This window comes from Microbacterium pumilum (genome assembly GCF_039530225.1).
Lineage (GTDB): Bacteria > Actinomycetota > Actinomycetes > Actinomycetales > Microbacteriaceae > Microbacterium > Microbacterium pumilum.
Genome location: NZ_BAAAOH010000001.1, coordinates 1644018 through 1665211, shown reverse-complemented (window position 1 = coordinate 1665211; position 21194 = coordinate 1644018). Strand labels below are relative to the sequence as shown.

Here is a 21194-nt window from a genome sequence, read left to right as displayed (position 1 = left end):
AAGCGACCGATCGCGGCAGCTGTCGGCTACTCCGCCAGCGCCTCCACCGGCGCGACACGCGTCGCAAGCCGCGTCGGCACGACCGCTGCGACGAGCGTCAGCACCGCGGTTGCCACGACGATCGCCACCACCGGCCAGAGGGGCACCGCCGGCCACACGAACGTTCCTGTGACCGGGGCATCGGGGTTGGTGGGCACCGATCCGAGCAGCGACTGCGGCCCGGCCCAGCCGTACACGACGCCCAGCACGAGCCCGCTCGCCGTCGCGGCGATCGTGATGTGCGCGGCCTCGAGCAGCACCATCCGCCGCACCTGCCCGTTGGAGACGCCGAGCGCCCGCAGCAGCCCCAGCTCGCGCCGGCGCTGCACCACCCCCAGCGTCAGGAGGTTGACGAGTCCGACACCGGCGATCACCGCCGAGACGGCGACGAGGCCCATCATGATCGCAGCGAACGAGTCGAGTACGGCCCCGAGCTCGCTCGGCAGCTCGCCGCCGGCCGACGCGGTCATCACCGCCTTCGTCGACTCGATCGCGACCGCGAACATCGTCACGAGTGTCACGCCCATGACGACGCCGATCGCCATCCGGCTGGAGCGCTCCGGGTAGCGCAGTGCATTCTCGGCCGCGAGCCGAGCGGTGGCCGAACGTCCGAACAGCCGGCCGACCAGGCGCAGCACGGGTGGCATCACGAGCGTGGCGCCGAGCGCAAGGCCCGTGAATGACAGGATGCCGCCGACGAATGCGATGACGACGCCCAGTGGACTGACGAGCCCCGCGAGCACGCCGAGTGCCAGCAGCGCACCGCCGATGATGAAGAGCACGAGCGCCGTGATGTTGCGACCTGAGCGTCGCGAGACCGATTCATGCGACGCCTCGACCGATCCGCCGAGCGCCTGCAGGGGGGTCACGGTGAGCACCCGCCGCGATCCCGCCCATGCGGCAGCCCACGTGGTGAGCGCGACGATCGCTGCGGGCAGCAGCAGATCGGCGCGGACGAGGGTGAAGGGCACGTCATCGAGCCCCAGCATCCGGCCCGCAAGCCAGACACCGCCGGCGGCGAGCGCCGTCCCGCCGACGAGCCCCAGGAAGGCTCCGATCACGCCGACCCCGAGCCCTTGCCGGGCGATCTCGGACCGCTGCGAGCGCGCCGAGGCACCGATGAGTCGCAGCAGGGCGATGCGGTGCGTGCGCCCGGCGACAACGGTCGCGAACGTGTTGGCCGTCACGATCGAAGCGACGTACACGGCGACCCCGACGAGCAGGACGGTCATGAAGCTCAGGACGAACCCGAGCGTTCCGCTGTTGCCGATGTAGGGGTCGGCGCTCAGCATCGCACCGATGAAAGCGGTGGCCGAGATGAGCACCACCCCGAATGCCGTCGAGATCGCAGCGACCAGCACGCTCGCGCCCATGCCGCGTTCGCGGAGCCACGACAGGCGTGCGGATGCCGAGCTCAGCGGTCGTGGTTGAGGAGCGGCCGGCGCTTCGAGCGCTGCCGCGGTCATGACCGCACCTCCGCGCCGATGCCGGCACCTGCGTGGACGCCGGCACCCGCGTGGGCGCCGAGACCCGCGTGGGCGCCGAGACCCGCATGGGCGCCGAGCTCGGATGCGAGCATGTAGGCCGAGATCTCCTCGGCGCTCTGGCGGGGCTTGTCGGCGACGACCTTGCCGTCGGCGAGGAAGATCACGCGATCTGCGTGGCTCGCCGCGATGGGGTCGTGCGTGACCATCGCGATGGACTGGCCGTGATCACGGCTTGCGGCCGCGAGCAGTCCCAGCACTTCGCGGCCGCTGCGCGAATCGAGGTTGCCGGTCGGCTCGTCGGCGAAGACGAGGTCGGGCGAGGTCGCCAGGGCACGGGCGATCGCGACGCGCTGCTGCTGCCCACCCGAGAGCTGGTGGGGGCGGTGCCGCAGTCGCGCGGAGAGTCCGAGCGTCTCGATCAGTCCGTCGATACGTGCGCGCTCGAGAGCGCTCGGGCGCCGCCCGTCGAGATCGAACGGCAGCAGGATGTTGCCGCCCGCGTCGAGCGTCGGCACCAGGTTGAACGCCTGGAAGACGAATCCGACGCGACGGCGCCGGAGGATCGTGAGCTCGAGGTCGGAGAGTCCGGTGATGTCGGTGTCGCCGATCCACGCCCTGCCGGAGGTCGGAGCATCCAGTCCCGCCATGATGTGCATGAGCGTCGACTTGCCCGACCCGGACGGGCCCATGATCGCGGTGAACTCGCCGCGACGGATGCCGACGCTCACGCCGTCGAGCGCTCGCACCTCGCTGCCGCCGGAGCCGTAGGTCTTGGTGAGTTGCTGCACCCGGGCAGAGAGGCCCAGGTCTGTCGATGTGAGTTCCATGCTTCGACGGTACGAACGGCGGCAGTCCTGCCGCGTCGGCCGGGAGAGGCATCCGCGTACATCGCAAGGATGATCCGTGTGCAGCTTAGTCGCGGTCGACCTGTACCGGGGAGGGATGCGCGCGGCGGTCCGCGACAAGGCCGCGAACGAACCCCGCCGCGGATGCGATGAGCCGGCCGAGCACCGCGACCCCGACCCCGACACCGACGCCGCCGATCACGTCCGAGAGCCAATGCGCACCGACGTGCATCCGCGAGTAGGCCACTGCGGCGGCGAGTGGGGCGACGACGAGCCCCGCGACGCCGGACTCGAGGGCGACGCCGGTTGCGAAACCGGCCGCGCTCGCCGAGTGGCCCGACGGGAACGACGGCGTGGTCGGGTAGGCGCGCAGCCGCCGGGCGACGGGAACCTCGCTGAAGGGGGGCCGTCGCCCATCGAACAGGCTCTTGACGATGACGTCCGATACGACGCCCGCGATGATCATCGATCCGATTCCGCGCAGCGCTGCGCGTCGGCGGCCGAGCACGAACAGCAGCGCCGCTATCGCGTACCAGAGCACGCCCTGGTCGGCGGCGCGGCTGAGGCCGCTGTAGCCGCGATCGTGGGCGTGCCAGGAGCGTGACGCGTTGATGCGCCGGTTCGCGGCGCGATCGATGCGACGCATCCATCGCGGCATCGTCCGTGCTCGCCGGCGCGTGGAGGCCGAATGCCGTGGGGTGGTCAGGCGCATGCTCCCGAGGCTAGCTGCGCACCCAGTCGCCGCCGGGGCCTTGCTCGATGCCCGGAGAAGTGGCTACGTTCGGATCGCCGTCGAAGAACTGCCGGAGCAGTGAGGAGCCGATAGATGCCCGCCACCCCCCTCCCCGCCAGCGGTGATTTCCCGGCCGGTACTCCGAAGACCTGCGATGCCAGCGGGATGATCGAGATCCACCGGGTTTTCCGTCGCGGATTCGGCGAGGCACCAGAACTGGTGAACCGCGTCCGAGAAGGCGACAGCGAGCATGCGGCAGCCGTGGCGACCCAGCTCGCGACCCTGTCGCTCGGACTCCATGCCCACCACGAGGGCGAGGATGCGAGGCTGTGGGGCGCCCTCGAAGAGCGCGCCCCGTCCTGCACCCCGCACGTGGAGCGCATGAAGCAGCAGCATGCCGAACTGCTCGTGCACCTCGCGGCGATGGATCGCGCGCTTCCGGCATGGCGGGCATCGGCCAAGGAATCGGATGCTGCGCCGGTCCTCGCGGCGCTCGTCGGCGTGAACGCCGCGATCGCCGTGCACTTGCCCGACGAGGAGACGAACATCGTGCCGGTGATGGAGTACACCATCACGAAGCCGGAGGTGGACTGGTTCTCGGAGCACGGCCGCAAATCCATCCCGAAGGGGCAGACGTGGCAGCAGCTGGGCGAGATCCTGGCATCGCAGCCGGACGGCGGCGATGAGTGGCTGCACAAGCACATGCCCGCACCGGCACGTCTGCTGTGGCGCTGGGTCGGCAAGCCGAAGTACGCCAAGCACCGCGCCGCTCTCGAGCGCGCCTGATCACTCGCCCTCCCATCCCCACCGTTTACGGACGCGACACGCCGCGTCCGGGCCGCCGCAGACGGCGTGTCGCGTCCGTAACCGGTAGAAGTCGGTCAGGCCAGGCCGTGCTCGAAGGCGAAGACCACCAGTTGCACCCGATCTCGCAGGGCGAGCTTCGTGAGGATGCGACTGATGTGCGTCTTCACGGTCGCCTCGCTCAAGAATTCCCGCGCGGCGATCTCGGCGTTCGAGAGGCCACGCGCGGCGAGCGCGAAGATCTCGCGCTCCCGCTCGGTGAGGTCGCCGTACGCCGCGGGGACCGGCGCCGGTGCCGCCTGCGCGAAGTGGGCGAACAGGTCTCGGGTGGCGGATGCCGCGATCACGGCCGACCCGGCATGCACCGTGCGGATGGCGGCGAGGAGGAACTCCGGGTCGGCGTCCTTCAGGAGGAACCCGCTCGCACCCTGGCGGATCGCCCGCGCTGCGGCCTCGTCGAGGTCGAACGTGGTCAGCATCACGATGCGCGGCGGATGCTCGTCGCGCAGCAGCTCGGCCGTCGCCGTGAGCCCATCCATCACCGGCATCCGGATGTCCATGAGCACCACGTCGGGGCGCGACTCGCGCACGGCGGCGAGCGCCTCACGCCCGTCCGCCGCCTCGGCGACCACCTGAAGATCGGGCTGCGAGTCGACGAGCATGCGGATGCCGGCGCGGAACAGCGCCTGGTCGTCGACCAGAGCCACCCGGATCGGGCCGGAGACGCTCACCGGGCGTCTCCGACGGGCAGAGTCGCGCTGACGACGAAGACTCCGTCATGTGCCTCGGCCGTCAGCGTTCCGCCGGCAAGCTGCGCGCGTTCGCGCATCCCGATGAGGCCGTGACCCGGCGCAGCGACGCCTGACGACGGGAGGAGCGCGTTGCGCACGGCCAGTTCGACGCGATCCGGATGCCACGCGAGCTGCACCTCGACAGGTCCGGCGCCGTGGCGCAGGGCGTTGGTCAGCGCCTCCTGGAGGATCCGGTACACGGCGAGCTGCGCACCCGCGGCCGGAGGGGACGACGGTGCCGGGTCGACCGTCACTCGCAGGTCTACGCCCGACCGGCGCACCTGCGCGTAGAGCGCTTCGAGGTCGGCGAGGCCCGGCTGCGGAGCGTCGTCCTGGCTGTGACGAAGCCGGCCCAGCAGCTGTCGCACGTCCGCGAGTGCCGACCGAGCGGTCGCCGAGATCGTGGTGAGGGCGTCTGCGGCCACCGCGGGATCCGACGCGGCGGCGTAGCGCGCACCGTCGGCCTGCGCGATCACGACCGCCAGCGAGTGCGCGACCACGTCGTGCATGTCGCGGGCGATGCGCACGCGCTCCTGCTCGACCGCGGCCTCCTGCTCGGCGCGCTGCTGAGCGCGCCGATTCTCGCGTGCGCGGACGGCCGTGCGCACGAGCGCTCCCAGCGTCCACGAGAGCCCCAGCGCGAATGCCGCCGCGATCAGCATGACGAACGCGATCGGCAGTGACCGCCAGGTCAGCCCGCCGGCGGCGAACGTGGGGCCGAGGAACAGGTACAGCGTGATCACGATCGCGCCGGCCAGCGCCGATGCCAGGCCCGCCCGGTAGACGCGCGTTGTGCCATACGCGGCGGTCGCGTAGAGCACCCCGAAGATCGCGAGGTCCGCGAAGGACGGCGGCCTGCCGAGCGACATCTGCATCGCGGCCGCCGCCCACGCGAGGGCGAGCGCCAGCCCTGGCGACAACCGCCGGATCGCGAGCGCGACGCTGAACATCAGGGCGATGAGCACCGACAGCAGAATCACCAGCGGCGCCCCGAGCACGGTCGTCGAGCCGATCGTCCCCCTGATCACGTCGAGCTCGACCGACGCAGCGATCAGGAAGAACACCGCCGCGACCGACGCGTCGACGACGATCTGGTAGCGCTGGAGGGGGCGGAACACAGCTTCACGCTACGTGAGACCGGATGCCGCGGCATCCGCCATGCGATGTATCCCTCTCGGCGGGACCGACGATTTTTAAGGTCTGCTCAACCGACCATTGCACCGCACCCGCGGAAGGCTTTACTGTCGCGTGACAGGCCGAAACCGGCGGGAAACGTCACATCGACAGGATGTGGAGCAGGGCTGCTTCCGCGGCCCCACCCCCGTCGGCCGAGCCCGAGGGCCTGCCGAAGCGGACGGAGACACGATGACGACGGTAAGAGCGGCCATCACCCAGACCACGTGGACAGGAGACAAGGAGTCGATGCTCGACAAGCACGAGCAGTTCGCACGGGATGCCGCGGCCCAGGGTGCGCAGGTGATCTCGTTCCAGGAGCTCTTCTATGGCCCCTACTTCGGGATCACGCAGGACAAGAAGTACTACCAATACGCCGAGCCCGCCGACGGACCCATCGTGCAGCGTTTCGCCGCCCTTGCGAAGGAGCTGGGCCTCGTGAGCGTGCTGCCGATCTACGAGGAGGAGCAGACGGGCGTGTACTACAACACCTCGGTGCTGGTCGACTCGGACGGCACGATCCTCGGCAAGTACCGCAAGCACCATCTCCCTCACCTCGACCGATTCTGGGAGAAGTTCTACTTCCGGCCGGGCAACCTCGGCTATCCCGTGTTCGACACGGCGGTCGGAAAGATCGGCATGTACATCTGCTACGACCGGCACTTTCCCGAGGGATGGCGCGAGCTCGGCCTCAACGGCGCCCACATGGTGTTCAACCCCAACGCCACCAAGCCCGGCCTGTCGAACCGGCTGTGGGAGGTGGAGGGCCCAGCGGCCGCGGTCGCCAACGGCTATTTCGTGCTGCAGCCCAACCGTGTCGGGCGCGAGGACAACGAGTACGGCGACCTCGCCGTCGACTTCTACGGAACGAGTCAGGTCATCGACCCGAGGGGCAATTTCGTGGGCGAGCGGGGCTCGGGCGATCACGAGGAGCTGCTGGTCCGCGACCTCGATCTCGACATGGTCCGTCAGATGCGGGACGACTGGCAGTTCTACCGCGACCGTCGTCCCGACTCCTACACCGGGATCGCGAAGCCGTGACCTCGGAGCACCGGTCGTTGAGCGAGGGAGCGCAGCGACCGAGACGAACCGCGTTGGGCAGCTCGATGCGTTTCGTCTCGCTTCGCTCGCTCAACGAACGATGGGGATCAGGAGAAACACGATGACAACCACACTCATCACCGGCGGTACCCTCGTGTCGGCGACCGGCCGCAGCGAGGCCGATGTGCTCATCGACGGCGAGACGATCACCGCCGTGCTGGCTCCGGGCTCGAACCTGCTCGGGACGGATGTCGCGGCATCCGTCGACACGGTCATCGACGCCACCGGCAAGTACGTCATTCCCGGCGGGATCGACGCCCACACCCACATGGAGCTGCCGTTCGGCGGCACGGCCGCGATCGACACGTTCGAGACCGGCACCCGCGCCGCAGCATGGGGCGGCACGACATCCATCATCGACTTCGCCGTGCAGCGCTACGGCGAGCGCGTGCAGGACGGCCTCGCGGCGTGGCACGCCAAGGCTGAGGGCAACTGCGCGATCGACTACGGCTTCCACCAGATCATCGGCGGAGTCGATGAAGACGCCCTGGCGGCGATGCCGGGTCTCATCGACGAGGGCATCACGAGCTTCAAGCTGTTCATGGCGTACCCCGGCGTGTTCTATTCGGATGACGCGCAGGTGCTCAAGGCGATGCAGGTCAGCCGCGACACCGGGCTGCTGACGATGATGCATGCCGAGAACGGTCCGGTCATCGACGTGCTCGCGGCGCAGCTCGTCGCGGAAGGCAAGACCGACCCGTACTTCCACGGCATCGCGCGAGCGTGGCAGATGGAGGAGGAGGCGACGCACCGAGCGATCATGATCGCGAACCTCACCGGTGCCCCGCTGTACGTCGTTCACGTGAGCGCCAAGCAGGCCGTCGAGCAGCTGGCCGCGGCGCGCGACAAGGGCCAGAACGTGTTCGGTGAGACGTGCCCGCAGTACCTGTACCTGTCGCTCGAGGAGCAGCTCGGCGCGTCGAGCGAGGAGTGGGGACGGTTCGAGGGTGCGAAGTGGGTGTGCTCTACGCCCCTGCGCTCGCGCGCCGAGGGTCACCAGGACCACATGTGGCAGGCGCTGCGCACCAACGACCTGCAGATGGTCTCGACCGACCACTGCCCGTTCTGCATGAAGGACCAGAAGGAGCTCGGCCTCGGCGACTTCCGCGCGATCCCGAACGGCATCGGCTCGATCGAGCACCGCATGGACCTGATGTATCAGGGGGTCGTGACGGGGAAGATCACCCTCGAGCGCTGGGTCGAGCTCACCTCGACGACTCCCGCCCGCATGTTCGGGCTCTACGGCCGCAAGGGCGTGATCCAGCCAGGCGCCGACGGCGACGTCGTGGTGTACGACCCGAACGGTCATACGAGCATCGGCGTCGGCAAGACCCATCACATGAACATGGACCACTCCGCGTGGGAGGGCTTCGAGATCGACGGGCACGTCGACACCGTGCTGTCGCGGGGCAAGGTCATCGTCGACGGCGGCCAGTACCTCGGCGCCAAGGGCGACGGCCGGTTCGTCAAGCGCGGCCTCAGCCAGTACCTGACGTAGAGGCGCCGTGTCCCACTTTCCCCCGCCATGCGGAGCGCAGACCGGGGGAAATGGGACACGTAACCGAGAGAGTGGGACACGACATGAGCGACGGGAACGAGTGACATGGACTTCGGAGTCGTTCTCCAGACCAATCCACCGGCCGCGCGCACGGTGCAGCTGTCGAAGCTCGCCGAGGCGCACGGCTTCAGCCACGTGTGGACGTTCGACTCGCACCTGCTGTGGGAGGAGCCCTACGTCATCCACTCGGCGATCCTCGCCGAGACGAAGCGCATCACGGTCGGCCCGTTCGTCACGAACCCCGCGACGCGCGACTGGACGGTGACGGCATCCGTCTTCGCCACGCTCAACGAGATGTACGGCAACCGCACCGTCTGCGGCATCGGGCGCGGCGATTCGGCGGTGCGGGTCACGAACGGGGCGCCGGTGTCGATGGCCGAGCTGCGCGAGTCGATCCACGTGATCCGCGAGCTCGCGAACTCGCGCCCGGTCGAGTACAAGGGCGCGACCCTGCAGTTCCCGTGGAGCCGCGGCTCCGAGCTCGAGGTCTGGGTGGCCGCGTACGGTCCGATGGCGCTCAAGCTCGCGGGCGAGGTCGGCGACGGCTACATCCTGCAACTCGCGGACGTCGACATCGCTGCGTGGATGATCAAGACGGTGAAGGATGCCGCAGCCGCGGCAGGGCGCGACCCCGACTCGCTCGCCTTCTGCGTCGCGGCCCCGATGTACATCGGCGAGGACTGGGAGCACATGCGCGACCAGTGCCGGTGGTTCGGCGGGATGGTGGGAAACCACGTCGCCGACATCGTGTCGAAGTACGGCCACCACGGAGCCGTTCCCGATGCGCTGACCGATTACATCGCCGGTCGGCAGGGCTACGACTACAACTCCCACGGCAAAGCCGAGAACGACCACGTCGACTTCGTGCCCGACGAGATCGTCGACCGCTTCTGCATCCTGGGCACGGCTGAGCAGCACATCGCCAAACTCGAGCAGCTGCGTGCGCTCGGCGTCACCCAGTTCGCGGGCTACCTGCAGCACGACAGCAAGGAAGAGACGATGCGGGTGTACGGCGAGACGGTCATCCCTGCCCTCTCCAGCCATGTGACGGCGAAGCTGTGACGCCGGATCCGCCGCACGACACCACGATTGCCGACGCCGCGACACCGGCGGACGTCCTGGCCCCGCCGCCGCGCGGCCGGCTCGAGCGCTATCGCGGTCGTGATGACCCGCAGCGCTGGTACGCCGTGGGGTGGGGCGTGGTCGGCATCGTCGCGGTGCTCTTGCTGTGGGAGCTCTACAAGTTCGTCGGGCCCGCGAACGGCTTCTTCATCGGCGCGACCCCGGGCGAGTCCGGCTCAGGCGTCATGATCCTGCCGCGGACCCATGACCGGGCGATGCCGCACATCTGGGACATGGTCGCCCGCCTCTTCGCCCCCACGAGCGGCGGCGACACGCCTCCGCTCTGGATGTCGGTGGCCTCCGCCGCGCTCGTCACCCTGGGCATCGCCGCCGTCGGCTGGCTGATCGGCGTCGCGGTGGGCACCATCCTCGGCATGGCGATGCAGCGCTGGCACCTGGTCGAGTGGGGGCTGCTGCCCTGGATCGTGGTCAGCCAGATCGTGCCGCTCATCGCGTTCGCCCCGGTCATCAACGCCATCGGCAACCAGATCGACAGAGGCGGGACGCCGTGGCCGCAGTGGCTCTCGGTCGCGATCATCGCCTCGTACCTCGCGTTCTTCCCGGTGGCGATCGGGGTCCTCCGCGGACTCGCAGCTCCGGACCGCATCCACGTCGATCTCATGCGCAGCTATGCCGCGGGGTACTGGCCGACGATCAAGCGGCTGCGGTTCCCGGCCGCGGTGCCCTATCTGCTGCCCGCGCTTCGGCTCGCCGCGGCGAATGCCGTGCTCGGTGCAGTCGTCGCCGAGGTGTCGATCGGCATGCGCGGCGGCATCGGACGCATGCTCATCCAGCTGGCCGGCCAGGCCTCGAGTGACCCGGCCGCGCCGTGGGGGCCGACCTTCGGCGCCATCGCGCTCGGTCTGATCGCCGCGGGGTCCGTGGCGCTGATCGGCCTCTGGCTCAGGAACTACCGACGAGGGGAATCGACGGCATGAGCCGACAGACTCAGGATGCCGCACCGGCTCCTTCACCGGATGCGGCAGCATCAGGACTCGCCGTCCGGGCCGCAGGGGTGGGCAAGGTCTTCCCCACCAAGACCGGCGACGTCGAAGCCCTCGTGGGCGTCGACCTCGAGGTCGCCGCGGGCGAGTTCGTCTCGCTCATCGGCCCGTCCGGGTGCGGCAAGTCGACGCTGCTGCGGCTGATCGCGGATCTCGACCAGGCGACCGGCGGCACGCTCGAGATCTTCGGCAAGCCCGCGCGCCGCGCGCGCGTCGATCAGGACTACGGCATCGCCTTCCAGCAGTCGGGGCTGCTGCCGTGGCGCACGGTGGGCGCGAACATCTCGCTCCCGCTCGAGGTGCACGGCACCTCCAAGGCGCAGCGCGCCTCGCGAGTCACGGAGCTCGCCGAACTCGTCGGGCTGACCGAGTTCGTGGATCGCTACCCCGACCAGCTGTCGGGCGGGATGCAGCAGCGCGTCGCGATCGCGCGGGCCCTGGCGACCAGCCCGCGCCTGCTGCTCATGGACGAGCCGTTCGGCGCGCTCGACGAGATGACCCGTGAGTACCTGCAGACCGAGCTCACCCGGATCACGGCCGAGACCGGTGCAGCCGTCGTCTTCGTCACCCACTCGATTCCCGAGGCGGTCTTCCTGTCGGATCGCGTTGTCGTCATGAGCCCGCGACCGGGCAGGATCACGGACGTCATCACGACCGGGCTCGGCGGCGAGCGCGGCGAGAGCCTTCGCGAGGCACCGGCGTACTTCGACCGTGTGACCGCCGTGCGCGAGGCGCTGCACGGATCACCGGTCGAGAGGGCGAACGAGCGATGACCACCCACGACGTGCGCGCCTCCACACGCGAGAGAACCCTGCCCGGCTGGCTGCGGTTCGTCGCGCCGATCGTGGTGGGCGCGCTCATCCTCGTGCTCTGGGCCCTGTACGTCGCCCTCGGCTCAGCTCCGAGGGCGCTGCCTGGCCCGGCAGCCATCGGCACCGAACTCGTCGCACACTGGGACATCATCGTCGAGGACATGGCGGTCACCGCGACCAACGCCCTCATCGGGCTCGTCGTGGGCGCACTCCTCGGCGTGCTGCTCGCGGGGCTCGCCGCCGCTGCCCGGCCCATCGACGGGATGCTCACACCGCTCATCGCGGCTCTCGCGGTGATCCCCATCGTCGCGATCACCCCCATCCTCAACACGATGTTCGGCGCGTCCAGCCAGTTCGGCCGGCAGGCCGTCGCGACGATCGCGGCATTCATCCCGGTGTTCGTGAACGTGCTGCGCGGCCTTCGCCAGACCCGTCCGGTCCACCGCGATGTGCTTCGGGCCACCGCCGCGTCGAGCAGCCAGACATTCCGTCTGCTCACGCTGCCCACCGCCCTGCCGTACCTCATGACCGGCCTCCGGATCGCGGCGTCCCTCGCGGTCATCGCCGCGCTGGTGGCCGAGTACTTCGGCGGTCCGTCCGACGGCATCGGCACGGCGATCGCGACCTACGCGAAATCCGGTCGTGCCGCCCTGGCCTGGGCCTATGTCGTCGGCGGCATCCTCATCGGCCTCGTGTTCTTCCTTGTGACCTCGCTGCTGGAGAGGCTGGTGACGAGGCACTCGTCGGTCTGACCGGCGCACGGTCCCTGAGCTTGCCGAAGGGCAGGACCCGCATCACCGAACCCGAAAGGAACAGCATGAGAACCAGCACCAGACGCGGACTCGCGGTCGCATCCACCGCTGTCATCACAGCGCTCGCACTCGCAGCGTGCTCAGCCCCGTCATCCCCCGACACGAGCGCCAGCGGCGACGCCGGGGACTTCGAGCCGATCACCGACATCAGCCTGATCCTGCAGTGGCTGCCGCAGGCGCAGTTCGCGGGCTACTACATCGCGCAGGAGAAGGGCTACTTCGAGGAGGAGGGCTTCGACAACGTCGAGATCATCCCCACCGGCGGAGACATCGTCCCGCAGGACTCACTGGTCGCCGGCGAGGCCGACTTCGCCATCGCTTGGGTCCCCAAGGTGCTCGGCACGCTCGAGGCATCCGGCGTCGAACTGACCGACATCGCGCAGGTCTTCCAGAAGTCGGGCACGCTGCAGGTTTCGTGGGCCGGCGACGGGATCACATCGGTCTCCGACTTCGAAGGCAAGAAGATCGGCTCGTGGGGCTTCGGAAACGAGTGGGAGATCTTCGCAGCCATGGCAGCGGAAGACCTCGACTCGACCAGCGTGTCGATCACCACCCAGGACTTCAGCATGAACGCGCTCCTGGACCACGATGTCGACGCGGCTCAGGCGATGACCTACAACGAGTGGGCGCAGATCCTCGAGGTCGTGAACCCCGACACCGGCGAGCTCTACCAGCCCGAGGACTTCGACGTCGTCAGTTACCAAGACACCGTGGGCGCGATGTACCAGGACGCCATCTGGGCCGATACCGAGCGGCTCCAGGACCCGGCCTACGCCGACGCAGCGGTCCGCTTCCTCAAGGCCATCACCAAGGGCTGGGTCTTCTCGCGCGACAACCCGGAAGAGGCGGCATCCATCGTGTACGACATCGCGGTGAACGCCGAAGCGGCATTCCCCGTCGGCCCGGTGCACCAGGTCTGGCAGATGAACGAGGTCAACAAGCTGATCTGGGCGGGCGGCGAGTTCGGCGTCGTCGACCAGGCGCTCTGGGACAAGACGGTCGCCGGCGCTCTCTCGGCGAAGAACCAGGACGGCATCGAGCTCATCACGACCGAGCCCGCGGATTCCGCGTACTCGAACGAGTACATCGAGAAGGCTCTCGCCGAGCTCAAGGACGAGGGTGTCGTCGTCGATGGCGAGTACACGCCGATCGATGTGACCCTCACCGAGGGCGGTCAGTAGTACCTCCAGACCGGTCGTCGAGCAGGCGTACGGACAGAATGTCCTGATTTCGCCTGCTCGGCGACCGGCTGCCGGTTGCTTCGCGCGCGGCAAGCGACGAATGTAGCCACGTGACGACCGATGCGAGCACCCAAGGACGGACGATGACAGAAGACCTCGACGCGCGGGCCAAGGAGCTCGACCGGGAGTACGTCTTCCACTCCTGGTCGGCGCAGGCCGGCCTCGACCTCCCGGTTATCGCCGGCGGGTCCGGCGCCACGGTGTGGGACCACGCGGGAAACCGCATGCTGGACTTCGCGAGCCAACTCGTCAACGTCAACATCGGGCACCAGCATCCCGCCGTGGTGAAGGCCATCCACGAGCAGGCGGACCTGCTCGTCACCGTCGGACCGGCGACCGCCAACCTCACGAGAGGCCGGGCGGCCGAGCGGATCATCGACAAGGCGCCGGCAGGCTTCGCGAAGGTCTTCTTCACCAACGGCGGCGCGGATGCGAACGAGAATGCCATCCGGATGGCGCGCCTTCACACCGGGCGCGACACGGTGCTGTCGACCTACCGTTCGTACCACGGCAACACCGGCGCGGCGATCGTCGCCACCGGCGACTGGCGGCGGATGCCGAACCAGTACGCACGCGGACACGTGCACTTCTTCGGCCCCTACCTGTACCGCAGCGAGTTCTGGGCGACGACGCCCGAAGAGGAATCCGAGCGGGCGCTGCGACACCTGGAGCGTGTGATCGAGTCCGAAGGGCCGGCGACCATCGCCGCGATCCTGTTGGAGACGGTACCGGGGACTGCCGGCATCCTGGTTCCGCCGCCCGGCTATCTCGACGGGGTCAGGGCGCTGTGCGACCGCTTCGGCATCATCCTCATCCTCGACGAAGTGATGTGCGGGTTCGGACGCACCGGGCGCTGGTTCGCGTTCGAGGGCTACGACGTCGTGCCCGACCTGATCACCTTCGCCAAGGGCGTGAACTCGGGATACGTGCCGGTCGGCGGTGTCATCATCTCGGACGCGATCTCGGCGACCTTCGACGACCGGGTCTTCCCCGGCGGGCTCACCTACAGCGGGCATCCGCTGGCGGCGGCATCCATCGTCGGGTCGATCGACGCGATGCAGGACGAGGGAATCGTCGAGCACGCGCGGCGCATCGGCACCGAAGTGATCGGGCCCGGCCTCCAGGCTCTGGCCGAGCGGCATCCGCTCATCGGCGAGGTACGCGGTGAGGGCGTGTTCTGGGCGATCGAGCTCGTGAGCGACCGCGAAACCCGTGAGCCCGTAGGTGCCGACGTGATCGGCCGGCTGAAGGGGGCGCTCGTCTCGCGGGGGCTCGTTCCGTTCTCGGCCGACAACCGCATCCATGTGGTTCCGCCGTGCGTCGTCACCGAGGACGAGGCGGCCAGGGCGCTGGCGATTTACGATGAAGGTCTGACGAGCGTCGAGGACGACCTTCTCCGACGCGGCTGACGCCCGGTCCCTGAGCCTGTCGAAGGGCACGCCCCCGCTCTCCCACGAGGAGGGCTCCAAGGAAGGAAGCACCATGACCGACACCACAACCCTCGAGCGGACGACGCCGTCCGCCACCACGATCCTCGACCACTGGGTGGATGGTGCCGCCTGGGCGGGTGCATCCGCACGCACCTCTCCGGTGTTCAACCCTGCACTCGGCACGGTCCAGAAGGAGGTGCGGCTCGCCTCCACAGCGGACGTCGCTGCCGCCGTGGACTCGGCATCCGCTGCCTGGCTCGGCTGGCGGGATGCCTCGATCGCCAAGCGCCAGACTGTGATGTTCGCCTTCCGCGAGCTGCTCAACGCCCGCAAGGACGAGCTCGCGCAGATCCTCACCTCCGAGCACGGCAAAGTGCTGTCCGACGCGCACGGCGAGATCGCCCGCGGCATGGAGGTCGTCGAGTTCGCCTGCGGCCTCGGTCACCTCACGAAGGGCGCCTACTCCGAGAACGTCTCGACCGGCATCGACGTCTACACGCTGCGCCAGCCGCTCGGCGTGGTGGGCATCATCAGCCCGTTCAACTTCCCGGCGATGGTGCCGCTGTGGTTCTTCTCGATCGCCCTCGCGGCCGGCAACGCCGTGATCCTCAAGCCGTCCGAGAAGGATCCGAGCGCAGCGAACTGGATGGCCGCGCTCCTGAAGGAAGCGGGCTTGCCGGACGGCGTGCTCAACGTCGTGCACGGTGACAAGGAAGCGGTCGACGCGCTGCTCGAGCACCCCGACGTGCGCGCGATCTCGTTCGTCGGCTCGACCCCCCTTGCCCGGTACGTCTACGAGACCGCGACCGGTCACGGCAAGCGCGTGCAGGCTCTCGGCGGCGCCAAGAACCACATGCTGATCCTTCCGGATGCGGACCTCGACCTGGCCGCCGATGCCGCCGTCAATGCGGGCTTCGGCTCGGCGGGTGAGCGCTGCATGGCCATCTCGGTCGTGCTCGCGGTCGACACCATCGCCGACGAGTTCGTCGAAAAGGTCTCGCAGCGCATGGCGACGCTCCGCACCGGCGACGGCACGCGCGGCTGCGACATGGGACCCCTCATCACCGGCCAGCACCGCGACAAGGTGTCGTCGTACATCGACGTCGCCGGCACCGACGGCGCGACCGTCGTCGTGGACGGGCGGGACGTCGAGCCCGACGGCGACCCCGACGGCTTCTGGCTCGGACCCACCCTCATCGACAACGTGCCGACATCCTCGGCCGTGTACAAGGACGAGATCTTCGGACCGGTCCTGTCGGTGGTCCGTGTCGATGGCTACCAGGAGGGGCTCGGGATCATCAACAGCAGCCTCTACGGCAACGGCACGGCGATCTTCACGAACGACGGCGGCGCGGCTCGGCGCTTCCAGCGCGAAGTGCAGGTCGGAATGATCGGGATCAACGTGCCGATCCCGGTTCCGGTCGCGTACCACTCGTTCGGCGGATGGAAGGCCTCGCTCTTCGGCGACGCGAAGGCATACGGCCCCCACGGGTTCGACTTCTTCACGGCTGAGAAGGCGATCACGTCGCGCTGGCTCGACCCGTCGCACGGCGGCCTGAATCTGGGCTTCCCGCAGCACGACTGAGCGGCGGGGGGTGCTCCTCGCTCATCGACCGCCACCAGCGGGTTGTGAGCGAGGAACGCAGCGACGAGACGAAACGTGCTGTGCTCCGTCACACCGCGGGCGCGTAGACCCGCAGCGCCGAGGGCACGGCGACGCACCGCAGAGTGAAGCCTGCGGGGTCGCGCTGCTCGATCTCGCCGTCGTGCACGAAGACCGACGGACGGCCGGGCCCCGGACCCACTGTGAACTCGAACGCCGGCACGACGAGTCGCTCGAGATCCGACCCCTTCGGCATGAGCCCGAGAGAGCGAAGGATGGCGGTGGTGCGCCGCCCGAACGCGAGTGACGCCATGGCCTGCACCTTCGACCCGCGCGCGTGATGCACGCGGACGTCGAGCACGCCGTCATCCACCGTCTGGCGATGCACCATGGCGACCAGATCGGGTTCGTTGCGGCCTGCTCCGACGAACACCGACCACGCCGACGTTCGGCGTCCCCCGCTGGCGATCCCGATGGGTCGTGCCTCGCGCAGCTCCCCGAACGTCGCCACGAGGCCGCCGAGCCACTTGCCCAGATGCTCGCGGCCCTCGCGCTTCTCGACGAACGCCGGATACGTTCCGACCGAGACGGCGGTGAGCACCGTCAGCGGGTCGTCGCCATCGGCAGATGCCTCCACGACCGTGACCTCGCGGCCCGATCCGGTCTCGAGTGCGTCGATGGCGGCATCGACGCCATCCAGCCCCAGCGACCCGGCGAAGTGGTTGAACGTCCCGCCGGGCAGCACGAGCATCGGCCGCACGTGATGCCGTGCGACACCGGCCATCCGAGAGACCGTGCCATCGCCGCCGTACACGCCCAGCACCATCGGGGCTGAGGCGCCGACCATGTGCCGGGCAACGGCATCCGCGAGGTCGTCGCCCTCAGCCAGCTCGTGCACGACGGCTCGCGGGAGTCGCGCCGCGAACACCGGCCGCGGATCCATGCGCAGCACGGACGTCCCCGATCGGGCGTTCAGGACGATCAGCACGCCCTCACCGTCGCTGACCTTCGGAAGCAGAGGCGGAGACTGGTGCATGTCGCTGAGCGTACCTGCCCCATCGCGCCTCGCCATGAACGCCTGTGCTCGATGACCCAGCGCTGTGCGCCGTCCGAACCGCCGTACGGCCCCTGTGCGGTCGGGCGCGTATGGCGGTTTCCGCAGCGTGGGCGTGGCTCCGCGGGCGGCTCAGGCGCCTGGCAGTGAGATCGGCCGGTTCTCGTAGAACGTCTGCAGAACGACCGTGGTGCGTGTGCTCACCGACGCGGCGAGACGGATGTCGCGGATCAGCGCCTCGAGATCGCGCGGCGTTCCGACGCGGACGAAGAGGATGTAGCTCGCGTCGCCTGCGATCGAGTGGCACGCCTCGATCTCTGCCAGGTGCTCGAGCAGCTCGGGGGCGTTGTCGGGCTGCGACGGATCGAGCGGCGTGATCTCGATGAAAGCCGACAGCGACTTTCCGACCGCCTCGGGGTCGAGGATCGCGCGATAGCCGACGATGACTCCGCTGTGCTCCAGTCGGCGCAGCCGCGCCTGGACGGCCGACACCCCGAGGCCGACGCTCTCGGAAAGCTGGGCGAGAGTCGCCCGTGGGTCTCGGGAAACCTCGGTCAGGATCGCCGCGTCGACAGGGTCGTCCATGACATGGAAGAATATCGGTAGATTCCGCACATCACCGGAATGTTTCCGCCCTATCGGCAAGATCGGAGGTTCCCATGTCTTTCACCCAGACAACCCAGCACGGTGCATCGCAGTCCATCGTCGGAGAACCCGAGGTCGTCGAGGACGCCGCGGCGTGGCACGCGCTCAAGGGCGCAGCGATCGCGCTGCAGGCGCTCCAGGCGAAGGACGGATCGGTCCCGTCCCTAAACTCGGGGCCTTCGACAGGCTCGGTGGCCGAGGACGCTCACGCCGCCGCGAGCTCGCACGTTGCGACGATCATCGCGTCGATCGCCGAGCTCGCCCCCCGCTTTCCCCATGACGCCGAGTACCTCGAGGCGTCCATCGCCGACTTCGCGAGGTGGGAGGCCGAAGGATTCGGGGTGCCCGACTTCCTCGACTCGCTCGTCGCGTTCCAGCCGCAGCGGCATCGGATCGACGGCATCCGTCACCTCGTCGTGTTTCCGATGTACACCCAGAACGGGTCGTCCAACCGCTTCGTCGAGGCGCTGATCGTCGAAGTCATCTGGCCCGAGTTCATCGCCCAGCTCGAGACCGAGTACACGAACAAGCTCTTCGTCTCCCTCCGCCTCGTCGATTTCACGCCCGGCTACGACACCAACTCCGCCGTGCTGTTCCCCGAGACCGTCGCGATGCGCGAGATCCCCTCGTTCACGTGGGGCGCGATCTTCCAGGATCGGGAGGCCGCACGCTACCGGCGGGTCGTGCAGGCGGCATCCGCGATCACGAAGCTCGACCTTCCTGAGGCGGCCGCGCGGATGCTCGATGACCAGGAGCTCACCGAGCAGACGTTCGTGATGTGGGACATCATCCACGACCGCACGCACATGCGCGGCGACCTGCCGTTCGACCCGTTCATGATCAAGCAGCGGATGCCGTACTTCCTGTATTCGCTGGAGGAGCTGCGCTGCGACCTCACCGCTTTCCGCGAGTGCGTGGCGATCACCGCCCGGTTGCGGGCGCGCATCGATGAAGGCACCACACTGACGGACACCGAGGACGAGATGCTCGACCACGCCGTGCTCGTGCAGTACGCCGTGATCTTCGATCGGATCTTCCGCTTCGCCATCACCGGCACGCGCGTGCGCAACTACGACGGCGTCGGCGGGCAGCTGCTGTTCGCGTGGCTGCACCAGCACGGAGTGCTCCACTGGACCGACACGTCCCTCGCGTTCGACTGGGACGGTGTGCCGGCAGCCGTCGTCGCGCTCGGCGACGCCATCGACGAGCTTTATTGGCGCTCGATCGATCGTCCGAAGACCGCGCACTGGCTGGCCGCGTACGAGCTGGTGCGCAGCACGCTCACGCCGAACCCGGCGTCGGCGTGGGCACGTGGTCTGCCGGACGACATCCTGGCCGGCCTGCCGAGGGGCTACACCGACGCGGTGATGGACGACGAGTTCCCGCTCTCGATGTTCTACGAGGCGCTCGAGAAGAAGATGCGGCCCGTGATCGAGTCGACGGCGGGCATCCGCGGAACGGACTGAGCCGTCAGTCCCGCGCGTCGGAGGTGGTCATGTCCGCCTCCGACGCATCCTCCCCGTCGCCGGACGGCGCCTCGGCGTACTCGGCAGAGAGTGTGCGGTACGCCTTCGTCATGAACGCGAGGATGGCGAGGACGACCATGATCAAGCCCGAGAAGAAGAAGATGAGCGCGATGCCGCGCGCCTGGCCCTCGCCGAGCAGCCAGCCCCAGGTTTGCTGCCCCGCTTCGGAGCTCATGTACGGGATGATCCAGAACTGTGCGAGCGGCGCGATGAGGAACGCCGTCACAGGCGCCGCCGCGGCCTCGAAAGCCTGAGCGAAGCCGAAGACCCGTCCCTGCGTCTCGTACGGCACGACCTTCTGGATCACGGTCTGCTCGGATGCCTCGACGATCGGGATGAGGCACATGTACAGCCAGATCCCGATCGCGTACAGCCACCACCACTCGCGAATCGTGAACAGGCTGCCGAGCCCACCCATCACGATGACGAACAGGAGCATCGTGCGGATGGGATTGCGACCGAGGCCGAACTTCGCGATGAAGGCGCCGCCGATGATGAACCCCGTGGCCGTGATGCCGAGGACCACGCCCCACCACTCGACGGGGAAGAGGGTGAGACCGTACGGGTCCATGAGCGCCATGTAGACGCCGCCGATGAGGTTGTTGAGCGTGGAGAAGAGGATCAGCGCGAACAGGCCCGACACGGCGGCGACAGCGCGGACGCTGCCCCGCAGATCGATCAGCGGCCGCCTCTCGGTCGTCCTCGCCGGGGCGGCCTCGGGGATGCGGATGAGCAGCAGGTGCACGAGGGCCGCGACCGTCAGGACGATCGCGATCACGAGCGTCCACCCGAGCCCCAGGAGGCCGATCGCGAGCCCGCTGAAGACGCTCGTCACCATGAATGCCACGCCCTGGACGGTGCCGACGAGACCGTTCGCGTTCGCGTGCCGTTCGACGGGCACGAGAAGCGTCACCGTCGTCGAGAGGGCGATGCTGCGCAGGTTCTCGACAACCGCCCCGAGCAGGATGACGCCCGAGAAGAGCCAGAACCAGGGCTCGCCGAGGTCGGCCAGTGCGGACTCGGGGAACGCCAGGTACAGGGCACCTGCGACCAGGAACGCAACCAGCGTCACGAAGGCGGAGAGCACCATCACACGGTGCTTTCGATGCCGGTCGACGAGCGTGCCGAACAGCATCCCGAACACCGCGATCAGCAGCATGTACACGCCGCCGATGACTCCGGTCGCGAGCACCGACCTCGTCTCGAGATAGGCCCAGAACGTGAGCGCGAACCAGAGGAAGCTCGTCGTGACGTTCGCGGCGCCGGTGTTGATGAGCACCTGCACGAAAATGCGCATGCCACCAGGCGGGGCGAGCACTGCTCCGCCCTGAGCGCCCGAATCGGTGTCGGCTGCCATCGTTCGACGGTAACGGCCGCCTCCGACAAAAGTGAAGTCCCGGTGCGAGGATGAGCC

The 21194-nt window shown here is 68.7% G+C and carries 19 protein-coding genes; 11 read left to right on the top strand and 8 right to left on the bottom strand.

Going from position 1 to position 21194, the window contains the following annotated elements; translation table 11 throughout:
* Positions 1-26: 26 nt before the first annotated feature.
* From ABD188_RS07365 to ABD188_RS07355, 3 genes are all read right to left on the bottom strand, one after another.
* Positions 27-1505, bottom strand: coding sequence for an ABC transporter permease (locus ABD188_RS07365; protein WP_425561334.1), 1479 nt, complete (start codon positions 1503-1505; stop codon positions 27-29).
* The gene (locus ABD188_RS07360) at positions 1502-2353 is read right to left on the bottom strand and encodes an ABC transporter ATP-binding protein (protein ID WP_344060006.1); all 852 of its coding nucleotides are present in this window, start codon (positions 2351-2353) and stop codon (positions 1502-1504) included. Before ABD188_RS07360 ends, ABD188_RS07365 begins: the two co-directional genes overlap by 4 nt.
* Positions 2354-2438: 85 nt before the next feature.
* Complete coding sequence (locus ABD188_RS07355) at positions 2439-3083, bottom strand: phosphatase PAP2 family protein (RefSeq protein WP_344060004.1); 645 nt, start codon at positions 3081-3083, stop codon at positions 2439-2441.
* 114 nt (positions 3084-3197) lie between these two features.
* Between ABD188_RS07355 and ABD188_RS07350 the strand changes: the two genes are divergently transcribed.
* Positions 3198-3890, top strand: a complete 693-nt coding sequence (locus ABD188_RS07350; protein ID WP_344060002.1) for a hemerythrin domain-containing protein — start codon at positions 3198-3200, stop codon at positions 3888-3890.
* 95 nt (positions 3891-3985) lie between these two features.
* Here ABD188_RS07350 and ABD188_RS07345 read toward each other — a convergent pair whose 3' ends face one another.
* Positions 3986-4639, bottom strand: a complete 654-nt coding sequence (locus tag ABD188_RS07345; protein WP_344060000.1) for a response regulator — start codon at positions 4637-4639, stop codon at positions 3986-3988.
* Positions 4636-5817 (bottom strand): sensor histidine kinase, encoded by a 1182-nt coding sequence (locus ABD188_RS07340; RefSeq protein WP_344059998.1) that lies wholly within the window; start codon positions 5815-5817, stop codon positions 4636-4638. The genes ABD188_RS07345 and ABD188_RS07340 overlap by 4 nt, the downstream gene beginning before the upstream one ends.
* Positions 5818-6064: 247 nt before the next feature.
* Between ABD188_RS07340 and ABD188_RS07335 the strand changes: the two genes are divergently transcribed.
* From ABD188_RS07335 to ABD188_RS07295, 9 genes are all read left to right on the top strand, one after another.
* The gene (locus ABD188_RS07335; RefSeq protein ID WP_344059996.1) at positions 6065-6913 is read left to right on the top strand and encodes a nitrilase-related carbon-nitrogen hydrolase; all 849 of its coding nucleotides are present in this window, start codon (positions 6065-6067) and stop codon (positions 6911-6913) included.
* Positions 6914-7034: 121 nt separating this feature from the next.
* On the top strand, positions 7035-8471 hold the full coding sequence (hydA, locus tag ABD188_RS07330; protein WP_344059994.1) for a dihydropyrimidinase: 1437 nt from the start codon (positions 7035-7037) through the stop codon (positions 8469-8471).
* Between the two features lie 105 nt (positions 8472-8576).
* A complete protein-coding gene (locus tag ABD188_RS07325; RefSeq protein WP_344059992.1) occupies positions 8577-9593 on the top strand; it encodes a TIGR03842 family LLM class F420-dependent oxidoreductase in 1017 nt (338 codons plus the stop codon).
* Positions 9590-10591, top strand: coding sequence for an ABC transporter permease (locus tag ABD188_RS07320; RefSeq protein ID WP_344059990.1), 1002 nt, complete (start codon positions 9590-9592; stop codon positions 10589-10591). The genes ABD188_RS07325 and ABD188_RS07320 overlap by 4 nt, the downstream gene beginning before the upstream one ends.
* Positions 10588-11430, top strand: coding sequence for an ABC transporter ATP-binding protein (locus ABD188_RS07315; protein WP_344059988.1), 843 nt, complete (start codon positions 10588-10590; stop codon positions 11428-11430). Before ABD188_RS07320 ends, ABD188_RS07315 begins: the two co-directional genes overlap by 4 nt.
* Positions 11427-12221 (top strand): ABC transporter permease, encoded by a 795-nt coding sequence (locus ABD188_RS07310; protein WP_344059986.1) that lies wholly within the window; start codon positions 11427-11429, stop codon positions 12219-12221. The genes ABD188_RS07315 and ABD188_RS07310 overlap by 4 nt, the downstream gene beginning before the upstream one ends.
* Positions 12222-12286: 65 nt before the next feature.
* Positions 12287-13462, top strand: coding sequence for an ABC transporter substrate-binding protein (locus ABD188_RS07305; RefSeq protein WP_344059984.1), 1176 nt, complete (start codon positions 12287-12289; stop codon positions 13460-13462).
* 143 nt (positions 13463-13605) lie between these two features.
* Complete coding sequence (locus tag ABD188_RS07300) at positions 13606-14931, top strand: aspartate aminotransferase family protein (protein WP_344059982.1); 1326 nt, start codon at positions 13606-13608, stop codon at positions 14929-14931.
* A 73-nt stretch (positions 14932-15004) separates the two neighbouring features.
* A complete protein-coding gene (locus ABD188_RS07295; protein ID WP_344059980.1) occupies positions 15005-16537 on the top strand; it encodes a CoA-acylating methylmalonate-semialdehyde dehydrogenase in 1533 nt (510 codons plus the stop codon).
* Positions 16538-16625: 88 nt separating this feature from the next.
* On the opposite strand, the gene ABD188_RS07290 is transcribed toward ABD188_RS07295, so the two are convergent.
* Both ABD188_RS07290 and ABD188_RS07285 read right to left on the bottom strand, forming a co-directional pair.
* On the bottom strand, positions 16626-17591 hold the full coding sequence (locus ABD188_RS07290; protein WP_344059978.1) for a diacylglycerol/lipid kinase family protein: 966 nt from the start codon (positions 17589-17591) through the stop codon (positions 16626-16628).
* 150 nt (positions 17592-17741) lie between these two features.
* The gene (locus tag ABD188_RS07285) at positions 17742-18194 is read right to left on the bottom strand and encodes an Lrp/AsnC family transcriptional regulator (RefSeq protein ID WP_344059976.1); all 453 of its coding nucleotides are present in this window, start codon (positions 18192-18194) and stop codon (positions 17742-17744) included.
* A 74-nt stretch (positions 18195-18268) separates the two neighbouring features.
* On the opposite strand from ABD188_RS07285, the gene ABD188_RS07280 reads away from it, so the two are divergent.
* Positions 18269-19720, top strand: a complete 1452-nt coding sequence (locus ABD188_RS07280; protein ID WP_344059974.1) for a DUF6421 family protein — start codon at positions 18269-18271, stop codon at positions 19718-19720.
* A gap of 4 nt (positions 19721-19724) precedes the next feature.
* On the opposite strand, the gene ABD188_RS07275 is transcribed toward ABD188_RS07280, so the two are convergent.
* Positions 19725-21137: an MFS transporter gene (locus tag ABD188_RS07275; protein WP_425561333.1), complete on the bottom strand. Its 1413-nt coding sequence runs from the start codon at positions 21135-21137 to the stop codon at positions 19725-19727.
* Positions 21138-21194: the final 57 nt, after the last annotated feature.

Excerpts from the sequence above, each read along its gene's own strand:
- hydA (WP_344059994.1), top strand. The coding sequence starts at position 7,035 with ATGACAACCACACTCATCACCGGCGGTACCCTCGTGTCGGCGACCGGC.
- ABD188_RS07295 (WP_344059980.1), top strand. The coding sequence starts at position 15,005 with ATGACCGACACCACAACCCTCGAGCGGACGACGCCGTCCGCCACCACG.
- ABD188_RS07350 (WP_344060002.1), top strand. The coding sequence starts at position 3,198 with ATGCCCGCCACCCCCCTCCCCGCCAGCGGTGATTTCCCGGCCGGTACT.
- ABD188_RS07325 (WP_344059992.1), top strand. The coding sequence starts at position 8,577 with ATGGACTTCGGAGTCGTTCTCCAGACCAATCCACCGGCCGCGCGCACG.
- ABD188_RS07300 (WP_344059982.1), top strand. The coding sequence starts at position 13,606 with ATGACAGAAGACCTCGACGCGCGGGCCAAGGAGCTCGACCGGGAGTAC.
- ABD188_RS07360 (WP_344060006.1), bottom strand. The coding sequence starts at position 2,353 with ATGGAACTCACATCGACAGACCTGGGCCTCTCTGCCCGGGTGCAGCAA.
- ABD188_RS07355 (WP_344060004.1), bottom strand. The coding sequence starts at position 3,083 with ATGCGCCTGACCACCCCACGGCATTCGGCCTCCACGCGCCGGCGAGCA.
- ABD188_RS07365 (WP_425561334.1), bottom strand. The coding sequence starts at position 1,505 with ATGACCGCGGCAGCGCTCGAAGCGCCGGCCGCTCCTCAACCACGACCG.
- ABD188_RS07310 (WP_344059986.1), top strand. The coding sequence starts at position 11,427 with ATGACCACCCACGACGTGCGCGCCTCCACACGCGAGAGAACCCTGCCC.
- ABD188_RS07280 (WP_344059974.1), top strand. The coding sequence starts at position 18,269 with ATGTCTTTCACCCAGACAACCCAGCACGGTGCATCGCAGTCCATCGTC.
- ABD188_RS07290 (WP_344059978.1), bottom strand. The coding sequence starts at position 17,591 with ATGCACCAGTCTCCGCCTCTGCTTCCGAAGGTCAGCGACGGTGAGGGC.
- ABD188_RS07315 (WP_344059988.1), top strand. The coding sequence starts at position 10,588 with ATGAGCCGACAGACTCAGGATGCCGCACCGGCTCCTTCACCGGATGCG.
- ABD188_RS07335 (WP_344059996.1), top strand. The coding sequence starts at position 6,065 with ATGACGACGGTAAGAGCGGCCATCACCCAGACCACGTGGACAGGAGAC.
- ABD188_RS07275 (WP_425561333.1), bottom strand. The coding sequence starts at position 21,137 with ATGGCAGCCGACACCGATTCGGGCGCTCAGGGCGGAGCAGTGCTCGCC.
- ABD188_RS07285 (WP_344059976.1), bottom strand. The coding sequence starts at position 18,194 with ATGGACGACCCTGTCGACGCGGCGATCCTGACCGAGGTTTCCCGAGAC.
- ABD188_RS07305 (WP_344059984.1), top strand. The coding sequence starts at position 12,287 with ATGAGAACCAGCACCAGACGCGGACTCGCGGTCGCATCCACCGCTGTC.